General features: G+C 62.1%; 19 protein-coding genes. 7 read left to right on the top strand and 12 right to left on the bottom strand.

Features of this window, described 5'->3' with window-relative positions:
• Positions 1–12 precede the first annotated feature (12 nt).
• A complete protein-coding gene (gene cydX, locus OEG84_RS12275; protein WP_267654033.1) occupies positions 13–141 on the top strand; it encodes a cytochrome bd-I oxidase subunit CydX in 129 nt (42 codons plus the stop codon).
• A gap of 9 nt (positions 142–150) precedes the next feature.
• Here the strand turns inward: cydX and OEG84_RS12270 are convergent, their stop codons facing one another.
• Genes OEG84_RS12270 through OEG84_RS12250 form a run of 5 tightly spaced genes read right to left on the bottom strand, consistent with a single transcriptional unit; the run spans position 151 to position 4,991 of the window.
• The gene (locus OEG84_RS12270; RefSeq protein WP_267654032.1) at positions 151–1,608 is read right to left on the bottom strand and encodes an aldo/keto reductase; all 1,458 of its coding nucleotides are present in this window, start codon (positions 1,606–1,608) and stop codon (positions 151–153) included.
• A 2-nt stretch (positions 1,609–1,610) separates the two neighbouring features.
• Positions 1,611–2,570, bottom strand: coding sequence for a branched-chain amino acid ABC transporter permease (locus tag OEG84_RS12265; RefSeq protein WP_267654031.1), 960 nt, complete (start codon positions 2,568–2,570; stop codon positions 1,611–1,613).
• Positions 2,570–3,484 (bottom strand): branched-chain amino acid ABC transporter permease, encoded by a 915-nt coding sequence (locus tag OEG84_RS12260; RefSeq protein WP_267654030.1) that lies wholly within the window; start codon positions 3,482–3,484, stop codon positions 2,570–2,572. The genes OEG84_RS12265 and OEG84_RS12260 overlap by 1 nt, the downstream gene beginning before the upstream one ends.
• Complete coding sequence (locus OEG84_RS12255) at positions 3,481–4,212, bottom strand: ABC transporter ATP-binding protein (protein WP_267654029.1); 732 nt, start codon at positions 4,210–4,212, stop codon at positions 3,481–3,483. The genes OEG84_RS12260 and OEG84_RS12255 overlap by 4 nt, the downstream gene beginning before the upstream one ends.
• Positions 4,209–4,991, bottom strand: a complete 783-nt coding sequence (locus tag OEG84_RS12250; RefSeq protein ID WP_267654028.1) for an ABC transporter ATP-binding protein — start codon at positions 4,989–4,991, stop codon at positions 4,209–4,211. Before OEG84_RS12250 ends, OEG84_RS12255 begins: the two co-directional genes overlap by 4 nt.
• A 53-nt stretch (positions 4,992–5,044) precedes the next feature.
• Between OEG84_RS12250 and OEG84_RS12245 the strand changes: the two genes are divergently transcribed.
• The 5 genes from OEG84_RS12245 to OEG84_RS12225 are packed head-to-tail and all read left to right on the top strand — an operon-like array spanning position 5,045 to position 8,912.
• Positions 5,045–5,815, top strand: a complete 771-nt coding sequence (locus OEG84_RS12245; protein WP_267654027.1) for a GntR family transcriptional regulator — start codon at positions 5,045–5,047, stop codon at positions 5,813–5,815.
• Entirely contained in the window at positions 5,812–6,168 is a 357-nt protein-coding gene (locus OEG84_RS12240; protein WP_267654026.1) for a TIGR04076 family protein, read from the top strand. The genes OEG84_RS12245 and OEG84_RS12240 overlap by 4 nt, the downstream gene beginning before the upstream one ends.
• Positions 6,155–7,204 carry an aldo/keto reductase gene (locus OEG84_RS12235; RefSeq protein ID WP_267654025.1) on the top strand — a complete coding sequence of 350 codons (1,050 nt, stop codon included), beginning with the start codon at positions 6,155–6,157 and terminating at the stop codon, positions 7,202–7,204. The genes OEG84_RS12240 and OEG84_RS12235 overlap by 14 nt, the downstream gene beginning before the upstream one ends.
• A 4-nt stretch (positions 7,205–7,208) precedes the next feature.
• On the top strand, positions 7,209–7,616 hold the full coding sequence (locus OEG84_RS12230) for a DUF4440 domain-containing protein (RefSeq protein WP_267654024.1): 408 nt from the start codon (positions 7,209–7,211) through the stop codon (positions 7,614–7,616).
• A gap of 39 nt (positions 7,617–7,655) precedes the next feature.
• Positions 7,656–8,912, top strand: coding sequence for an ABC transporter substrate-binding protein (locus OEG84_RS12225; protein WP_425602845.1), 1,257 nt, complete (start codon positions 7,656–7,658; stop codon positions 8,910–8,912).
• 75 nt (positions 8,913–8,987) lie between these two features.
• Here OEG84_RS12225 and OEG84_RS12220 read toward each other — a convergent pair whose 3' ends face one another.
• Both OEG84_RS12220 and OEG84_RS12215 read right to left on the bottom strand, forming a co-directional pair.
• The gene (locus OEG84_RS12220; protein WP_267654023.1) at positions 8,988–9,503 is read right to left on the bottom strand and encodes a hypothetical protein; all 516 of its coding nucleotides are present in this window, start codon (positions 9,501–9,503) and stop codon (positions 8,988–8,990) included.
• Between the two features lie 410 nt (positions 9,504–9,913).
• On the bottom strand, positions 9,914–10,825 hold the full coding sequence (locus OEG84_RS12215; RefSeq protein WP_267654022.1) for a phosphotransferase family protein: 912 nt from the start codon (positions 10,823–10,825) through the stop codon (positions 9,914–9,916).
• A 101-nt stretch (positions 10,826–10,926) separates the two neighbouring features.
• Here OEG84_RS12215 and OEG84_RS12210 point away from each other — a divergent pair, with 101 nt between their 5' ends.
• On the top strand, positions 10,927–11,559 hold the full coding sequence (locus OEG84_RS12210) for a class I SAM-dependent DNA methyltransferase (RefSeq protein ID WP_267654021.1): 633 nt from the start codon (positions 10,927–10,929) through the stop codon (positions 11,557–11,559).
• A 15-nt stretch (positions 11,560–11,574) separates the two neighbouring features.
• On the opposite strand, the gene OEG84_RS12205 is transcribed toward OEG84_RS12210, so the two are convergent.
• From OEG84_RS12205 to OEG84_RS12185, 5 genes are all read right to left on the bottom strand, one after another.
• Entirely contained in the window at positions 11,575–14,016 is a 2,442-nt protein-coding gene (locus tag OEG84_RS12205; protein ID WP_267654020.1) for a GcvT family protein, read from the bottom strand.
• Positions 14,013–14,909 carry a phosphotransferase gene (locus OEG84_RS12200; RefSeq protein ID WP_267654019.1) on the bottom strand — a complete coding sequence of 299 codons (897 nt, stop codon included), beginning with the start codon at positions 14,907–14,909 and terminating at the stop codon, positions 14,013–14,015. The genes OEG84_RS12205 and OEG84_RS12200 overlap by 4 nt, the downstream gene beginning before the upstream one ends.
• Positions 14,910–14,912: 3 nt before the next feature.
• Positions 14,913–16,943: an ABC transporter permease gene (locus tag OEG84_RS12195; RefSeq protein WP_267654018.1), complete on the bottom strand. Its 2,031-nt coding sequence runs from the start codon at positions 16,941–16,943 to the stop codon at positions 14,913–14,915.
• Positions 16,944–16,945: 2 nt separating this feature from the next.
• Positions 16,946–17,968 carry a quaternary amine ABC transporter ATP-binding protein gene (locus OEG84_RS12190; RefSeq protein WP_267654017.1) on the bottom strand — a complete coding sequence of 341 codons (1,023 nt, stop codon included), beginning with the start codon at positions 17,966–17,968 and terminating at the stop codon, positions 16,946–16,948.
• A gap of 172 nt (positions 17,969–18,140) precedes the next feature.
• Entirely contained in the window at positions 18,141–19,124 is a 984-nt protein-coding gene (locus OEG84_RS12185) for an ABC transporter substrate-binding protein (RefSeq protein WP_267654016.1), read from the bottom strand.
• Positions 19,125–19,218: the final 94 nt, after the last annotated feature.

Genomic DNA, 19,218 nt, shown 5'->3' with positions numbered 1-19,218 from the left:
GAGGTCATAGAGATGTGGTATTTCGCATGGTTGCTCGGCCTCCCGCTGGCGGCGCTGTTTGCCGTCGTCAACGCGATGTGGCTGGAAATGCAGGAAGACCGGCGCAAGATCCGGGATCAGGCGCCGGGCACTCGCCCATAATGAATGGGGTCAGCGGCTGATGACGGCCTCGGCCTCGATCTCGACTCGAAAATCGCCGATCAGATTGCCGACCAGAAAGGTCGTGTTGGCCGGCGGATTGATGGTGAAACGCAGGCCGTGGGCGCGGGCCGCGGGTTCGATGTCCTCGTCGCCGCGCAAATACATGCGGGTGCGCAAGATGTCCCTCGGATCGCCGCCGAGAGCTCGCACCGAAGCTGCGATCTTGTCGAGGATGTAGGTCGTCTGAGCGCCGGCATCGCCGACGGCCACGGTCCGGTCCACCCCGTGGGTCGCGGTAGTGCCTGAGACCATGATCCGCTCGCCATCGCGCAGTGCCCGGCAATAGCCGGCGATCGGTTCCCACAAGGAACCTGAGAAAACCCTTGCGCGGTCGGGGTTGTCGGGATCGGTGACGGCCTGCAACGCGCTCGGCATTTCCGCCAGATGATGGCTGAGATCGCCGGATGCGGTGAGGAATGGTGGCTGGCGGTATTCGTCGCCGCAATCGCCGGGGATCTGTGTGGTGGCAGCAAAGGCGCTATCGAGCGCGGCATGATCGCTGGCATCGAGTTCAAACTGGAACAGCCGCATATTGTCGTCGCGGTGCTCGTTTTCTCCCAGCCGTGCACCGACGATGACGCCTGCGACATGGGCGTGTTCCAGTACCCAGCGGGTGGCAACATTGGAGATCGAGACACTGTGCTTGCGGGCGATGCTGTCGGCGGCCCTGAGAATACCCTGATAGGCTTCCCAGCCTCCGGCGGCGTGGATGAACCGGAGATATTTCGCGCCGCTCCAGTCCTCAACCGCCTCGGGCTCGGGTTTGCCGAGCCAGCGTTCGGACAGGAACCCGCCGCACAGGGTGCCATAGGCGAGAAGCTGGACGCCGTGTTTCTTGCAGGCATCGGCCAGATGTCCCGCGGCGCGGCGGTCGATCAGCGAGAAAGAGATCTGGTTAGACACCAGCGGGATGCCATCGGCAATTGCCAGGTTGAGATGGGCAGTATCGAAATTGGTCACACCGAGTTCACCGATCAGCCCCTCGGCCTTGAGCCGGGTCAGTTCATGCAGCGCATCGAGCCAGGCCGGGTGTTCAAAACTCCACCAGTGAAACTGCAGCAGTTCGATCCGTTCGACGCCGAGCCGGTCGAGTCGCGCCTGTACACCGGCGCGGACCACTTCGGCTGTCATCGGTCCGGGTTCCGGGCACCATTTGGTAAAAGCGCGCGGGCGGGTGGGACCGGTCCAGCGGCGCAGCATTTCGCCCGTAATCAGTTCGGATGTGCCATAGTGATCGGCCATGTCGAACGTATCGAAGCCGGCTTCTGCGTAGGCCGCAAGCGCTTCGGCTCCGGTGCCCAGATCGAGCGTCTTGCCATCCCGTTCCTGATCGGCGACCTGCCAAAGGCCGGTCAGGATACGGCTGATGGAAAGGCCGGGGGCGAGTTCTTTGCGGTCGGGATGCATGGTCAGATGTCCTTGTTGCGGCGCCCAAGGTGGCGCGAGACGGAGCGAACTTCGGGCAGGATGCCCTGTGGCCGCCAGAGAAGAATGAGGCACAGCATGACGCCGATGACGACAATCTGCAGGGAGGCCGCACGGGCCTGCTGATCGGCTGGGAACACCTCGGAGATCAGTGCCCCCGACAATGCCCAGATGGCCCAGACCAGCACCGCGCCGAGGACGGCGCCGCGGTTGTTGCCGGAGCCGCCGACGATCAGCATGGCCCAGACCTGGAATGTCATCATCGGCAGATAATTGCCGGGCGCGATGAAGCCGATGAAATGAGCCTGGACGGCCCCAGCCAGCGCCATGATTGCACCACCGAGGGCAAATGCCTGGATCCGCAGGAGGACAGGTTTCTTGCCCAGCGCCTGGGCGGCGATTTCGTCTTCGCGAACAGCACGCAGCGCACGGCCCCAGGGGCTGCGCAGCAGATGTTCGAGCAGCAGGTAGATGGCCAGCACCACGGCCAGGGTGACGGCCAGGTTGGCAAGATTGAAGGCTGACGCCTGTCCCTGCAGGACGGCGAACGGGCGCGGGATGAAGGCCATGCCAAAAGCGCCGCCGGTCAGACTCTCGGTGTTCTGGAACACGAGTTGCAGCGCCACGGCGATGCCGAAAGTGGTGATCGCCAAATAATCGGAGCGCATTCTCAGCGTCAGCATGCCGACGGCGAGCGCCAGCACGCCGCCCGCTGCCATCGCCGCCAGCCAGCCGATGGCGATCGGCAGTTCGAAGCCGCCAATCCGTTCGGCTGCGTCGGGCGTGGTGAGCGCCGCAGAGACATAGGCACCGAGGCCAACAAAACCGGCGATGCCGACATTGAACAGGCCGGTCTGGCCCCATTGCACGTTGAGGCCCAGGCAGATGATCGCATAGGTCATGGCGATGGTCAGGAAGAAGGCGGCGTAGGCGATGATTTCCATTAGGCCGCCTTCTGGCCGAACAGGCCCTGCGGACGCAGCATCAGCACCGCCACGAGGATGATGAAGGAGACTGCCGCGCGCCATTCTGCACCGATGATCTGGACGGCGGAAGCTTCGGCAAGGCCGATGATGAGGCCGCCGAGCATGGCGCCGGGGATCGAGCCGATGCCGCCAAGAATGGCCGCAGCAAACAGCGGCAGCAACAGGTCAAAACCCATATAGGGTCTGATCTGGACCAAGAGACCAGCCATCACGCCGGCAATGCAGGCAAGGCCGGCGCCGATGATCCAGGTGATGCGGATCACCTGGCCGACATCGATGCCGTAGACGCCGGCGAGGCTGGGGCTTTCGGAAACGGCGCGCATTGCGCGGCCGGTGGCGCTGCGGGTGACCAGCAGATGCAGGCCCAGCACCAGAACCCCGGTAAGCCCGATCACCAGCAACTGGTCGGGCGTGGCGCGCACGCCAAGCCCCAGCGGTTTGGCGATCTGCAGCGCACTGGTGAAATAGGCAGGTTTGGCGGTGTAGATGAATTCAAGCAGCGAGCGCAACGCCATCGAGGCGCCGAAACTTGCCATGACGACGATGATGGCATCAGCGCCGCGGGCACGCAGCCGCCCGAACAGGACCTTGTCGAGCCCCAGCGCCAGCAAAACCGTCAGGGTGGCGCCGCCCAGAACTGCGAGCGGCAGCCCCCAACCGAAACTGAACGGATAGACCGGGGCGCCAAGGCCGGTCAGAAGTCCGCCGAGAAGACCGGCGATCGTCAGTGTGAAATAAGCGCCCCAGGCGAGGAAGTCGCCATGGGTGAAATTGGCAAAGCGCAGGATCGAGTAGGCCAGCGTCAGGCCGATGGCGCCGAGCCCGATGGTCGAGCCCGATATCAGCCCGTCGATGAGCGCTTGCGGGTTCATTGCGATGCCTCCGCTGTACGATGGCCGAGGAACAGACCGCCCAGCAACTTACCGTCATGCAGGGCTGCAGAGGGGCCGTCATGGGCGAGTTGCCCGTCGACCAGTACCAGCGCGCGGCTGGCCAGGGAAAGAGCCGCGCGGACATTCTGCTCGACGAGCACCAGCGTGACGCCGGCTTCGGAGATGCGGCGCAAGGTGTCGAACACCTGCGCCACGAGTTTGGGAGAAAGCCCCGCGGATGGTTCATCGAGCATCAGCACGTCGGGCTCGGTGAGCAGGGCGCGGGCTGCGGCCAGCATCTGCCGTTGTCCGCCCGAGAGCGCGCCGGCGAGTTCGCCGGGGCGGTCGCCGAGATCGGGAAACATGGCGAGCATCGCTTCGATCCGTCCGGCGCGATCGGCGCTCGGCAGCAATTGTGCGGCAATCTGCAGATTTTCGAGGATTGTCAGGCGTGTGAAGATGTTGTCGGTCTGCGGCACGAAGCCCAGGCCCCGGCGCACCATGATATGTGGCGAAAGCCCGGTCACATCGGTCTCACCCAAGTGAACTTTTCCGCCAAAACACGGCACCAGGCCCGCCATGGCCTTGATCATGGTGGATTTGCCGGCGCCGTTGGGACCGAGGATGCAAACCGCTTCGCCCTTGGGCACGGAAAAGCTCACACCCTTGACGATGGCGAGATCCGGATCATAGCCAGCGCTGAGATCGCTGACGGCAAGCGCGCTCATGCCGGCATGCCTTCGAGATAGACATCGATCACATCGGCGCGCCGTGTGATGTCGGCGGGGGCGCCTTCGGCCAGCGACTTGCCGGCGGCCATGACGATGACCCGCGGACACAATCGGGCGATCATTTCCATGTTGTGCTCGATCAGCAGCACGGCGATGCCAAGTCCATTGATCGCTGCTATCCGGTCGATGATCAGATCGAGAAGTGCCGGATTGACGCCGGCTGCGGGCTCGTCGAGCAGGATTACCCGTGGCTCGGCCATCAGCACGCGAGCCAGTTCGAGCAGTTTGCGCTGCCCGCCCGACAGCACCGAGGCGGGTTGATCCTCGAGATGGGAAAGCGAGACGAAATCGAGCAGGTCACGGGCACGGCTGGCATTGGCCTGTTCTTCGCGCATCACCCGGCGCGGTGCGATCAGCGCCGATACAAGGCTTTCTCCGTGCTGGTTTTGCGCTGCGGTCATGACGTTTTCCAGCACGGTCATGCGCGGAAATGGGCGCGGGATCTGGAAGGTACGGCCGAGCCCGGCCTTGATCCGGGCTTCGGGGCGGGCGCGGCTGAGATCACGTCCGGCCAAAAAAATGGTGCCTTGATCGAGCGGCACCGCGCCGGCCAGCAGATTGAACAGGGTGGATTTTCCCGCTCCATTGGGGCCGATGATGCCGAGGATTTCGGCCGCCGCCAGGTCGATTGACATGTCATCGACGACCCGCAGCCCCCCAAAGGACTTGGTGACACCGCAAGCGCTGAGAATCGGGGCCTGGTCGGTTTCGATCATCAATCCTGCCAAAGTTGATCAACTATCATTTATCGTTTACAGGAGCATGCTTGATGCCTAAAGTAAAGATCCAATTGACGGAGGCGGGCAGTGTCGGAATGAACATTCAGACCACCTCGAAAATGGATCGACGCGGGCTTGATCAGCTCTCGCCAGTGACGCGCGAAACCGTGCAGGATCGGATTTACAGGCAGCTGCGCGATTCCCTGATCCAGGGCCGGTTCGACGCAGGCGAGATCTTTCTCACCGGCGATATCGCTCATCGGATGTCGGTCAGTTCAATGCCGGTGCGTGAAGCGCTGGCCCGGCTGGTATCAGAGCGGGCGCTCGAAGCGATGGCCAACCGCCGGGTGCGGGTGCCGCTGATCACGCTGGAACGGGCACGCGACATCGCCCGGGCTCGGGCGTTGATTGAGGGAGAGCTGGCGGCGTTGGCACTGCCAAAACTGACGCCGGACGATATTGCCCGGCTTGACGCGCTCACCACCGAATATGATGCGACCCACGATGCGCGGGAAATCGCCAGCCTCAACCATGCATTCCATTTCCAGCTTTACCAGGCTGCCGGTTCGCCGGTCCTGATGCCGATTGTCGAAAGCCTCTGGATGCAGGCGGGGCCCTATGTCCGGGCTGCAGCGCGGCTTCACCAACCGCTGACCGATTCCGCGGCAACGTTGCACCATCGCGGCATATTGGCGGCGATTGCCGCCGGTGACGCAGAGCGGGTGTCGCGTGAACTGGTGGCCGATATCAACCAGGCTTTTGCCATACTTGAACGGGCTGACCCGGCGTTCTGGGTTGCCGAGAACGGAGCTGCAACATGAGCACCGACGAGGGATTCGAGCTGTGGGACCTGAAGGTCGAGGTTGTCGCGCCCGAAGGTGCCAAAATCTGGTGCGGCGCCAATGTCGGCGATTATTTCGAACTGCGTGGCGAGATGCTGCATCTGCCGCCAGGACAGGGAGTTTCGATTTATTCGCTGGCTTCTGTGCTGCCGTTGCTGGCGGCCAAGCAGCGGCCAAGTGACGCCAATGACTGGATGTCGACCGATGCAGAAATTGCCTGTCCGGATCCACATTGCCCATCGCGGCTGAAGATTACACGCACCAAATTGCGACGCTTCAATCATTCCGACACCACCGCGGTTCCCTTGGGAGACGATCATGCAGCACGTTGAGCTGGCCCCCGGGCACCGTATTTCACGCGTCATCAAGGGCGGCTGGCAACTGGCCGGCGGCCATGGCACGGTCGACCGCGAGACCGGTATCGAGGACATGATCGCCTTTGCCGACGCGGGCATTACCACATTCGATTGCGCCGATATCTATACCGGCGTCGAAGCGCTGATCGGTGAATTCCGTAGAACCTATGTGCGGGCACGCGGTGCCGAGGCGCTGACCCGTATCAAGGTACATACCAAATTCGTGCCGGATCTCGGCAATCTGGCGAGTCTGACCCGTGCCGATGTCGTCCATGCCATCGAAACTTCGCTGTCGCGGCTCGGGATGGAGCGGCTTGATCTGGTGCAGTTTCACTGGTGGGACTACGAGATTGACCGCCAGGTGGAAGTCGCAAGCTGGCTCACGGAGTTGCGCCAGCAGGGCAAGATCGCCAATATCGGCGGCACCAATTTCGATACCCGTCAGCTTCAAAGGCTGCTCGATGCCGGCGTCCCGATGGTGTCGATGCAGGTGCAATATTCGCTGATTGATGATCGTCCGGCGCGGGCGATGGCGGCACTGGCGGCAGCCTCTAACGTCAGCCTGTTGTGCTACGGCTCGGTGGCGGGAGGTCTGTTTTCGGAACGCTGGCTGGGCGCGCAGGAGCCGGCGGCTCCGTTCGAAAACCGGTCGCTGGCCAAATACAAGCTGATTGTCGACGAGTTCGGCGGCTGGGAATTGTTCCAGGACCTGCTCGGCGTGCTGGCGGCAATCGCCCGGCGGCACGACAGCGACATCGCCTCAGTGGCGAGCCGGGCCGTGCTGGAACGTCCCGGCGTCGCCGCGGTGATCGTCGGTGCGCGCAACCGCAGCCATCTCGTGCGCAATCTTGGTATTACCGATCTGGCATTGACGGCGGAAGATTTCGGACAAATCAAGCTGGTATTGTCACGTGCCAAATCGGTGCCGGGTGATGTCTACGGGCTCGAGCGCGACCGCAACGGCAAGCACGGGTTGGTGATGAAATACAATCTCAACAAACAGGGGCATTGAACCGGTGGATCTGATCGAACGCGCCAAGGCTGAAGTCATCAACCGGCACAGGTTTTTTGTTGAATGGTTCACCGGGCGGGCGCCGGAAGCAGAGATGGACGTCTCGGCCCGGGCCTTTGCTCCCGACATGCGCATGATCGAGCCGGATGGCAGCATGACTGATGCTGACCAGGTCAAGGCGATGCTGCGCGGGGCGCGTGGCAAGCGTGCTGCGGATTTTGAAATTACCGTGGAATTGATCGAAGCGCGGCTGATCGGCGACGATGCTGCGCTGGTGATCTACGATGAACATCAGGTGATCGATGGCCAAAAATCGGTGCGTCGTTCTTCTGCCCTGTTCAGCGCCGACGCAGAGGCGCCGGAAGGAGTTGTCTGGCGGCAACTCCAGGAAACCTGGATTGCGACCGAATAATAAGGGGCGAGAGAGGCCCGATAACAAGGAGAACGCGAAATGAACATGATTAGGATTACCGGCCTTGCGATGGCCATGCTCGGCGCCACCGCGCTGACAACACAGGCCTGCGAAGTCACCATCGGCATGGTGATGGAACTGACCGGACCGGCCGGCGCCTATGGGCAAGCCGGCGCCAAATCAGTGGAAATGGCGTTTCGTGACATCAACGAGGCCGGCGGCGTGCTTGGCTGTGATCTGGTGACCGACACCCGCGACAGCCAGAGCCAAGGCAATGTCGCCGTCGACCAGGCGACACAGCTGGTCAACATCAAGCAGGTTCCGGTCGTCATCGGCGGCATCATCTCGTCGGTGTCGATTCCGATCCTGACCTCGGTGACTGCCGCAGCAGGCGTGGTGCAGGTTTCGCCCGCGTCCTCGAGCCCGACGCTGACCCAACTCAGCCGTGACGGCAAGACCGGCGGCTATTTCTTCCGCACCATCACGTCGGATGCGCTGCAGGGTATTGCTGCGGCCAAATACGCCATTGATTCAGGGCTGAAGAAGCTCGCCATCATTCACGTCAACAATGATTTCGGCCTTAACATGATGCGCGAATTCTCGGCGTCTTACGAAGCACTTGGCGGCGAGATCACCTCGACGACACCTTACAACGAGAACCAGCCCAACTACAGCGCCGAGGTTACCGCGGCGATGGAGGGAGCTCCGGAAGCGCTGTATCTGATCAGCTATCCGGTTGACGGGGCAACGGTGGCGCGGGCCTGGATCAGCCAGGGCGGGCCGCAGAAATTTCTTCTGAATGACGGCATGAATTCCACCGACTTCATCGAAGCCGTTGGCGCTAATTATCTTGAAGGTGCGTACGGCACATCGTCGGGCACCACCGAGACGGATTCAACCAAGTATTTCTATGCCAATTACGAAGCATTCTCGGGCGGCATCGCGCCGTCTGCGCCGGCTGCTGACCGGTCCTATGATGCGGGCGCGATTGTCGGTCTGGCCGTGGCCAAGGCAGGCAAGGCCGAGCCGGATGCGATCCGCGACGCGATCCGCTCCGTGGTCGATCCCGAAGGTGAAGTGATTTCGGCTGGGCCGGAAGAATTCAAGAAGGCGCTGGCGCTGATCAAGGAAGGCAAGGCGATCAACTATCAGGGCGTGATCGGCAATGTGTCATTTGACCAGTATGGCGACATTTCCGGCCCGTTCCGGCTCTGGCAGATCAAGGACGGCGAGGTGGTCACCAGTGGCCAGATGACGGCGGCGGATGTTGCCGGCGTCAAGGCTGCCATTAAGTAAGTTCTCTCCATGCACACATGAAGAGGGCCGCCTCGGGGCGGCCCTCTTTCTACTCGGGGTGAGAGGTGGCGCGAATTATCGCGAACCTCTGAGGAAGCCCGGTGTCAACAAATGGACATCGGTTCCCTCGTCGCGGTGGCTGCCGCCGAGGCTTGCGAACCACCATGCAGCACCAGCGCCAAGGGCTGCGGCAGCACCTGTTGCAAAGCCGTAAACGACGGTGATCGTCCGCGTATATTCGGCGACATTGGTCGGCACTTCCGCAGCGGTTGCTGCGGGATCTACACCGGCAGCTGCGAGCGCTGCGGTGATGGCGGCAAAGGCCGCGACGGCAAGCGTAGAAACCGCCCAGACCGACAGGCCGTGAACGCCATCGCGGAATTCGACTTCCGATTTGGCGGCATCGGACCAGCGGCTGCGCATGCGGCCTGCGATATAGCCACCACCTGCCGAACTGGCGAGAGCCGCCACGAACAGCCAGAGACTGGCAACCAGCACCTGCCAGGAGGGATCGCCAGAGGCAAGCATCGGATCGCCGAGCGCGAGCCCGGAGGCCCCGCCGAATTGGACAAGAACAGTGGATGTGGCCATAGCAACTACGCTACCGCCCCATACTGCGCCCCATTCGAGATAGGATTGGCCTTGCGGCAAATTATCCGAATGGACCAGCACAGTTTTTTCGACTGTCGGCTCCATATTCTTACCGCAAGCCAAGCAGCGACAGGATGAACATGACCACGACCACCAGGCCGACGAGATAAATGATTCCGTGCATTGATATTCCCCTCAAAAATGGCAGGCCAGCACCATGCTTCGGCCTTGCCCATCAACGCCGAACCCCAAATATGGTTCCCGAAGGTTTTTGCAGGATTTGTCCCGGAGATACGGAAAGGGGCACGCGAACCCGATAGGTCGCACCCTTTTCATCGGTTGGCCGGTGGCGCAAGAAAAACGCCAGCAGGGATGGCTATGGGGAAACGGAACAGAGAGCGTGCCGGTGCTCAGCGGTCTTGCAATGTCGCCAGGCTTTGCGCGAACTCGGGGGTCGCCATCAGTGCCTTGCAGCGTGAAAAGCGCCCGTCGGCATAGGCGCGAAAATCCTCGGCAGGGTTGTTGCTGGCAAGCTGAATCAATCCCCACAAGGTCCACAAAAGGTCACACATTGCCTTGTAGATGATCATGCGGGCCTGGTCGGTGGCGGGCGGTGGGCCACCGAAATAAGCCTCAAGAAGTGCCTGGTCCTGATTGGCGTCGAAGCCGCCCTCGACCGACAGGTCGCCAAGATCCCACATCGGGTCGTTCATGCCCGAATACTCCCAGTCGACGATGAAGATGCGCTCGCCGGTATCGAGAAAATTCTCGCACAGCGGATCGCAATGACAGGCGACGAGTTCGACCGGGTTGCGCGCCAAGGCCTGTCTGACGGTCTGCGCCTCGCTGACAACGTCGTGATAGCCGTCGGGCAACGTCACATCCTTCGTTGCCAGAATCGCCAGATACTCGTCAATCATGGCGAAAAGCTCGAAAGTGAAGGGAAAACGGGCGCCGGAGGTGTGGAGGATCCGGAAGGCTTCACCGGCGCGGCGGACGGCACCGAGGTCTTTGCCAAAGCCCTCGGGGGTCATGGTTATGGCCCCGTCGATGAAGCGGGTGGCCATCACGCCGGTGGTGGGATCTGCGTAAATAACTTCTGGGCTGACCCCAGCTGCGGCTGCGGCATGCGCGGCTTCTGCCTCGTGGGCGCGGTTGATGTATTCCTCGGTGCCGTCACCGGGCAGCCTGACGCAGGTGTCGCCGACCCGGAAGACAAGATTGGTGAGCCCGCCCAGACGCTCGACCGGACCGGCGTAACCGGCGAGTTCAGGAATGTCTGGCAAGCTGGCGCGTAGCCGGCTTTCGGTTTCATCGGTCATGGCGGGAAGTCTCCTTTTCATGTCGATTCAAGAGGCTAGAGTTCCACAAAGCTTCAGTCATGGCTATGGTCGCACGCAAGCCATCAACAGCGGAGCGGAACATGACGGCAGAAGACAAGACGAAACGCCTTGGCGCGGTCTATCAGGCCGAAAGGCCGGAGGACGTGGCGCGGGTCTATGATGCATGGGCGGAGAAATATGATGACGACATGTCGCTGGTCGGCTACCGCCACCCGGCGATCTCGCTGGCGCTGCTGGCGCGGTATGTGCCGAAGAACGCGCAGCCTTTGCTGGATGCAGGCGCGGGCACCGGACTGATCGGCGAGTGGCTGGGCATTACGGGTTACGCTCATGTCGAGGCGCTCGACATTTCCGAAGGCATGCTGGCGGTGGCTGAGCGCAAGGGCGTGTATGCAGCACTGCACCAGGCGGCGCTGGGTGGCCGGTTGCCGTTTGACGACAACCATTTTGCGGCGATCATCTCGGCAGGGGTGTTTACCTCCGGTCATGTCGGCGCCGAGGGGCTGGATGATCTGTTACGGATTTGCAAGCCGAGCGGCGCTATCGTGCTCACAGTCAAGGACGTTCTGTGGCAGGCAGGCTTTGCGCAGCGGGTCGCAGCGCTTGAGAGCGAGGGGCTCTGCACACTGATCGATGACACCGGCCCCTATGTGTCGATGCCCGGCGAAGCTGGCACCACGCCGAGCCGCTGCATTGTGCTCAGGGTTGCCTGACCGCGCCTTCGCGGCTCAGGACTTCACCTTGGCATTGGCCGGATCGACAAACGGTTTCATGCCGATCCGGGCAGGCACCCGATCGAGTGCAATTACCAGTTCATAATCGCCATCGGCCAGAAAGGCGTCGGAAACGCCGGCCTCGTTGCGGACATAGCCATAACCGATGCTCTTGCCGATGGTGTAGCCATAGCCGCCGGAGGTGAGGTAGCCGACAGGTTCGCCATTGCGCAGAATGGTTTCGCGACCGACCAGCACCGCATCGGGATCATCGATAACGAAACCGGCAAAGCGTTTGGTCAATGGCTGGCCGGCAATGGCGGTGAGCGCCTCCTGGCCGACAAAGCCGGTGTTGGAATTGCGGCGCACGGCCCAGCCGAGACCGGCTTCATAGGGCGTGTCGTTGGGGGTGATGTCGGATCCCCAGGCGCGATATCCCTTTTCGAGCCGCAGCGATTCCAGTGCGCGGTAGCCGATGGGGCGGATATCCCAGCTCCTGCCTGCCTGCATCAGCGCGTCGAACACCTCGCCGATGGCAGCAATCGGAATATGCAGCTCCCAACCCAGCTCACCGACATAGGTGACGCGCAGTGCGCGGACCGAGTGACCTCCGATGGTGATGTCGCGGACATGGCCAAACGGGAATGCGGCGTTGGAGACGTCGACTTCGGTCAGTTGTTCAAGCACGTCGCGGGCATGCGGCCCCATCAGCGACAGGGTGCCGTAGGCCTCGGTGATGTCGTCGATCCTGACATCGGCGCCATCGGGCAGATGGTCGCGGATCCAGGCCAGGTCATGGGTGCGGAAGCCGGTGCCTGTGACGATGTAGAAGCGGTCATCGTCAATGCGCGCGACCGTCAGATCCGCCTCGATGCCGCCGCGACTGTTGAGCAATTGGGTGTAGGTCAACCGGCCCACCGGCTTGCTCACGTCGTTGGCGCAGATATGGCTGAGCGCGGTCAGCGCGTCCTTGCCCGAGACTTCGTATTTGGCGAAGGATGACTGATCGAAAATGCCGACTTTCTCGCGCACATGGCGGTGCTCGTCGCCGACCGCGTCAAACCAGTTCTGGCGTCCCATCGAGGGAATGTCACGTGCGTCCATGCCGTCGGGCGCAAACCAGTTGGGGCGTTCCCAACCGAGCTTGGAGCCAAACACGGCACGGTGTTGCTTGAGCCGTTGATAGAGCGGCGAGACGATCCGCGGCCGGCCGGATTCATATTCTACATGGGGAAAGCCGATCTCGTAGTGCTTGCCATAGGCTTCGAGCGTGCGGTCGTTGACCCATTGGCGGTCGCGGTGCATCTCGGAGAAGCGGCGGATATCGACCACCCAGAGATCTAGCGGCGCCTCGCCGTCGATCACCCATTGAGCCAGCACCCAGCCGGCGCCGCCGCCGGCAGCGATGCCGAATGCGTTGAAGCCGGCACCGACAAACATGTTGTCGCATTCTGGTGCCGCACCAAGGATGAAGTTGCCGTCGGGCGTGAAGCTTTCCGGCCCGTTGATCATCTGCTTGACACCGACATGGCCGAGCGCCGGAATCCGGGCCATTGCCTGGGTCATGTGCTGCTCGAAATGATCGTAATCATCGTCGAACAGGCGGAACTCCCAATCATTGGGAACATCGTCCATGGTCCAGCCTTGGGGGTTGGGCTCGTAGCCGCCGAAGGAGAGGCCGCCGACTTCCTCCTTGAAATAGGTGCGGCGATCGGGATCGCGGATGGTCGGAGCGTCGCTTGACAGACCGTCGATCCGGTCGGTGATGACATATTGGTGCTTGACCGGCTGCAGCGGCACGTTGATGCCGGCCATGGCGCCGATCTGGCGAGCCCATTGACCGGCGCAGTTGACTACCTTGTCACAGGCAATGTCGCCCTTGTCGGTTTTGACCGCGCAAATCGTGCCATCCTCGATGTCAAAGCCGGTGACGCGCACATTCTCGTGGATCTTGGCACCATGCATGCGCGCGCCCTTGGCCAGCGACTGGGTGATGTCTGACGGGCTCGCCTGACCATCGGTCGGCAACCAGCTGGCGCCGACCAGATCGTCGACTTCCATCAGTGGAAACATCGCCTTGGCTTCCTGCGGCGAGAGCAGGTGCATGTCCATGCCGAAGCTTTGCGCGGTGGTCGCCAGCCGACGGTACTCGGTCCAGCGATCCTGGTTGGTGGCGAGCCTGAGGCAGCCCGACATCTTCCAGCCGGTTTCAAGCCCGGTTTCCTGGTCCAGCCGCTTGTAGAGGTCGACCGAATATTTCAGCACCTTGGTGATCGAGGCTGACGAGCGCAGCTGTCCGACCAGCCCGGCGGCGTGCCAGGTCGAGCCGGAGGTCAGTTGCCCCTGTTCGAGCAGCACCACGTCGGCCTTGTGGTCGCGCGCCAGATGATAGGCGGTGGAGCAACCGATGATGCCGCCGCCGATGACGACGATTTGAGCCCGGTCTGGGAGGGTCATGGTGATGTCTTTCCGTGGGTCATGAGGTAGTGCTCGACAGCGGCTTCAAGGCTGGCGAGATTCTCGGCGGTATAGGTTTGGTAATCGGCGCCGGGTGCATCGAGATAGAGTTCTGAGACCAGGCTCCACAGCGTTTCGCGCAGCAGCGATGCGCATTGCATGGCGTCGAATGATTGTTTCAGCGCCGCATCCGGTGCGCTGCCCAGCGCGGTCTCGAACAGGGCTGCGGCCTGGTCTTCGTTCATGCCGGCATTGGAAGCGGCACCTGCAATGTCGAACATCGCGGTGGAAAAGCCGGCATATTCGAAATCGATCAGCCACAGCCGGTCACCGTCATCGAGGAAATTTGCCGGTAACAGGTCGTTGTGCGCAAACACGATCGGCAACGGCACTTGCACGGCTTCGAGCCGGTCCGACAGGGCGAGCCATCCGGGAAGCCGGTCGGCCATCCGCGAGCCGCCGGCCGCAAGCGTGCGCGCGTAATCGCGAATGACGTGAAACACCCAGAACATGAAGCCCGCGCCCTCGATATGGGCAGGCATCCGCCGGTGGAAATCGCGGACCAGACGGCCGACGCGCCCGGCATTGGCGCATACGTCTTCCGCCGTATAGGTCCTGGCATCGAGAAAGGCCGAGACCATTATGCCGGGCTCGGCATATTCGACTTGCGGGGCAAAGCCTGCGGCATGGGCTGCGCGGGCGGTCATCACCTCGCGGCGGCGGTCGACGTGATGGAATGGAAAGTCCCTGCCGAGGCGGACCACATGGCGGCCCGCGGCGTCACTGACGAGCCAGCTTTCGTTACTGAGGCCGCCGGTCAATGGTTCAATCTCGATTGCGCCCGAAAAGCAGGGCAGGGTGCGGATCTTGTCGAAGGTGGCGAGGTCGGACATGGGTTATTCCAGACCAAGGCGGCGGCGGGCGTGGCTGGCGCCGGCTGAAATCAGGCGGTCGGCGACAATGGCAATGGCGGCAATCGACAGGCCGGCAACGAGGCCCCTACCGGTGTCTGCCTTTGTCAGCGCGATATAGACTTCCTGTCCCAGGTCCCTGGTTCCCACCAGTGCGGTGATGACCAGCATCGCCAGCGCGAACATGATGGTCTGGTTGAGGCCGAGCATGATCTCGGGCAAGGCCAGTTTCAGCCGTATTCGGGTGAGAATCTGCCACTCGGTGCAGCCCATGGCCCGCCCGGCCTCGATCAGTTTCGGGTCGACCTTGCGGATGCCGAGCGCGGTGTAGCGAATCGCCGGGGCGATGGCGAAGGCGACGACCGCGATCATCGCGGTGAAATCGCCAACCCTGAACAGCATTACCGCCGGCATCAGATAGACAAAGCTCGGCAGGGTCTGCAGCGTGTCGATGGCGACCTGCACCCACGACCAGATACGATCGCGGGTCGCCGCGAAGATGCCGATGGGGATGCCGATCAGGGCGGCGAGAATGGCGGAGATGCCGCAGAGATAGACCGTTATCATGGCCTTTTCCCATTGCCCGGTGACGGCGATGAAAAGCGGCAGGGCGCCGGTCAGCAGCGCCAGCCGCCAACCGCCTAGCCGATAGCCCGAAAATGACAGAAACAGTGTAACGCCAAGCCAGGGAAGGTCGCCCAGGAACCGCTTGAACGGGATCAGCACATTGAGGAGCATGACGTTCTTGATGGCTTCAAGCGTGTCGAAATAATTGATGTTGATCCAAGCCACGACTTCCGACCAGAAGGTGCCGGTGGAGATTTCGAATGCTTCGGGATAGCTGCGGATGCCGGGGACGACAAAGCTCAGTGCAGAGGTGACCAGAACCAGCACCGTGGCTGCTATCAGATAGGGGTGGCGGACGATCAGACTTGTCCGCGTGGTGGTTTCTGAAGCCGGTTCGGAAAGCCGTTCGGCTGCTGCCTGACTGAGACGGTCCATGGCGATGGCGAGGGCAACAATGGCGAAACCGGCTTCAAGGCCGGCGCCGAAATCAAGTCTGCGAAGCGCTGCCAGTACATCGAAGCCGAGACCGCCTGCGCCGATCATCGAGGCGATGATGACCATGTTGAGCGACAGCATGATCACCTGGTTCATGCCTACCATCAGGCTTTCGCGCGCCGCCGGCACCATCACTCGCCAGGTCATCTGACGCTCGGTGCAGCCAACCATGTTGCCCAGATCAATGATCTCGGAAGGAACTGCGCGCAGCGCCAATATGGCAATCCGGGTCATCGGCGGCGTAGCGAAGATCAGGGTGGCGATCACTGCGGCGGTGGGGCCGAAGCCGAACAGGAACAGCACGGGCACCAGATAGGCAAACACAGGGATGGTCTGCATCAGGTCGAGCATCGGCGTGATGATGCGCTCGACCCAGCGCCAGCGCCAGGCGGCGATGCCGAACAGCAACCCGAAGATCACGCCGAGCGGCGCCGCCACCAGGATGGAGACCAGCGTGACCATGGCGCTGGTCCATTGCCCGAAGATCGCCAGAAAGACAAAGCAGCCGCCTGAAAGCAAGGCCAGCCGCAAGCCGCCGAGCCAATGGCCGAGCAGCATCACCAGTCCAATGACTGCGACCCAGGGCAAGGGCGGGAGAATCTGCACCGCCGACGATCCGCTGCCCTCGAGCATCCCGGTCGATAGGAGGCTGAGCGCAATGGTATAGGGGACATCAAGCACAGCGGAAATGAAGCGGGTGAGGTCAGTAAAGCTGAACAGGCCGAAGGTCGCCTCATTGATCAGCCATTTCATCGAGGCGCTGATCCAGCGTGCCAGCGGCACCACATAGGCCTTGGGATATTCAAACGCGAAGGGTGCCGCCGATCTGGCGAGTTGCCAGAAACCGACAAAGAGAACGAGGGCTCCGATCCATGACCAGGGCAGAGCGCGGGCCTGGTGCGGCAACTCATGTGCAGCCGGGGCGGGGGACAGGGGGATGCCTGGCGTCGCCATGGTCAGCCCTTCAACATCATGTCGACAACGGCGTCGCGGTCGAGCCGACCAATGAGCTTGCCCTGTTCGTCAACGACTGCGAGATGGGTGACACCATCGACGAACAACGGCGCCGCCTCGGCGATGTTGATCCGGGAGGAAACGGTCGGTTCGCCGGGCTGGTGGCCTGCTGGCGGCCCCATCAGGCTCTGCGTGCGCACGACTTTGGCGCGTGCCACGTTGCGGGTGAATTCGGCGACATAGGAGGTAGCAGGTGTCAGTACGATATCTTCGGGCGTGCCGGCCTGGACGATCTCGCCATCCTTCATGATGGCGATCCGGTCAGCCAGCCGGATGGCCTCATCAAAATCATGGGTGATGAAGACGATGGTCTTGCGCAGCACGGTTTGCAGCCGCATGAATTCGTCCTGCATTTCCCTGCGTATCAAGGGATCGAGTGCGGAGAAAGGCTCGTCGAGAAACCAGATTTCGGGTTCCACGGCCAGCGAGCGGGCGATGCCGACGCGCTGTTGCTGACCGCCGGAGAGCTGGCGCGGAAAGGCGCTTTCCTTACCTCCGAGGCCGACAAGCTCGATCATCTCGCGGGCACGAGCCTGGCGTTGCGCCCGGTTCATGCCCTGGATGTCGAGCGGAAAGGCAACATTGTCGAGCACGGTGAGGTGCGGCAACAGCGCGAAATGCTGAAACACCATGCCCATCTGGTGACGGCGGATTTCGATCATCCGGGCATGGGAGGCCGCGAGCAGATTTTCGCCCTTGAACAGGATGTCGCCACCGGTGGGCTCGATCAACCGCGACATCAGCCGCACCAGCGTCGATTTGCCGGAGCCCGACAGCCCCATGATGACAAAAATCTCGCCTTCCCGGACATCGAGGTCGACCTGCCGAACAGCGCCAACAAGCCCGGCCTCGGCGATTGATGCGGCATCAGGCTTGCCGTCGTGGTTGGCCAGAAAGCTGGTGGCATCTGCGCCAAACAGCTTCCAGACATTGCGGCAGACAAGCTTGGTTTCAGGAATGGTCATGCAATCTCTGCCGAGCGTGAAATGGTCAAATGGGAGGCCGGCAACGCGGATTGGCCAAACCCCGTGGAGGGCCTGATCGGGCGGCGGCCAGTTGGCACCCGGACATGGCTGCCCGGGCGCCAAACTCCGCAGGCGCCCAACGGCTCATCGAGCCTGTCGGGCGCCGCGCATCTTACTTGATCCAGCCGGACCAGCGGGCTTCGTTGGTGGTCATCCATTCGCCCACCACATCTTCCACGCTCGTGCCCTCAAGATCGACCTTGGTGATCATGGCGCCCATCTCGTCATTGCCGATGTTGAACGCGGTGATGGCCTTGTGGGCGCCAGGCCATTTGTCCTTGAGGCCGGCCCAGCCAACCTTCCAGATTTCGCCGAACGGCTTGCCGCAGTCATAGGTAGCGTCGGTGTTCAGCCCCCAGGCCGGATCCTGATAGCATTCGGCTGTATATTCGGGGAACTCGACCCATTCGCCCTTGAACTTGGCTGGCGCCCAATGCGGCGCGTAGATCCAGAGCATGATCGGCGCCTTGCGCTGATAGGCGCTTTCAAGCTCGGCGAACAAGGCGGCGTCGGTGCCGGCGTGAATCACCTCAAACGGCAGATCCAGGGCTTCGACGCGCTCGTCGTCAAACCCGCCCCAGGTCACCGGGCCACCGAGATAACGGCCCTTGGGCGCGGTTTCCGCAGTCGAAAATGCTTCGGCGCAGGCCGCCTCTTTCAGCGCTTCCCAATTGGGAAGGCCGGGGCATTTTTCCTTCATGTATTCGGGATACCACCATTCCTCCTTGGCCTTCATTCCGGTTGGGCCAAAAACTTCGACCTTGCCGGTGGCGGTGGCTGCGTCCATGGCGTCGCGGCCGGTGGTTTCCCACATTTCCATGGCGACGTGGAGGTCGCCGGTTTGCAGCCCTGCGAACTGGGCGAGATAATCGGCCTGGACATATTCGATCGAATAGCCGGCCTTCTTGAGCACTTCGCCCATGATATTGGTGGTAATCAGCTGACCGGTCCAGTCGTGCAGCGTGAGCTTGATCGGATCGGTGGATTCCTGCGCGGTGGCGCTGGCCTGAAGGCCGAGACACGAAGCGCCCGTGATGACGAGCGCTGCGGTCAATTGCCTGATTGTCCGGCCGAATATGAGATTGGCTGAATGCATGTCGAGCCTCCTGTTCACCCTGTTGGTTCCCGCATTCCGGCGCTTTTGTTATCTCGACCATGTCGCGGTCAGCGGCAGCGCATCCGTGCGTGGT

It is taken from the genome of Hoeflea algicola (assembly GCF_026619415.1).
Taxonomy (GTDB): Bacteria; Pseudomonadota; Alphaproteobacteria; order Rhizobiales; family Rhizobiaceae; genus Hoeflea; species Hoeflea algicola.
This window is presented reverse-complemented; position numbering and strand designations above follow the sequence as displayed.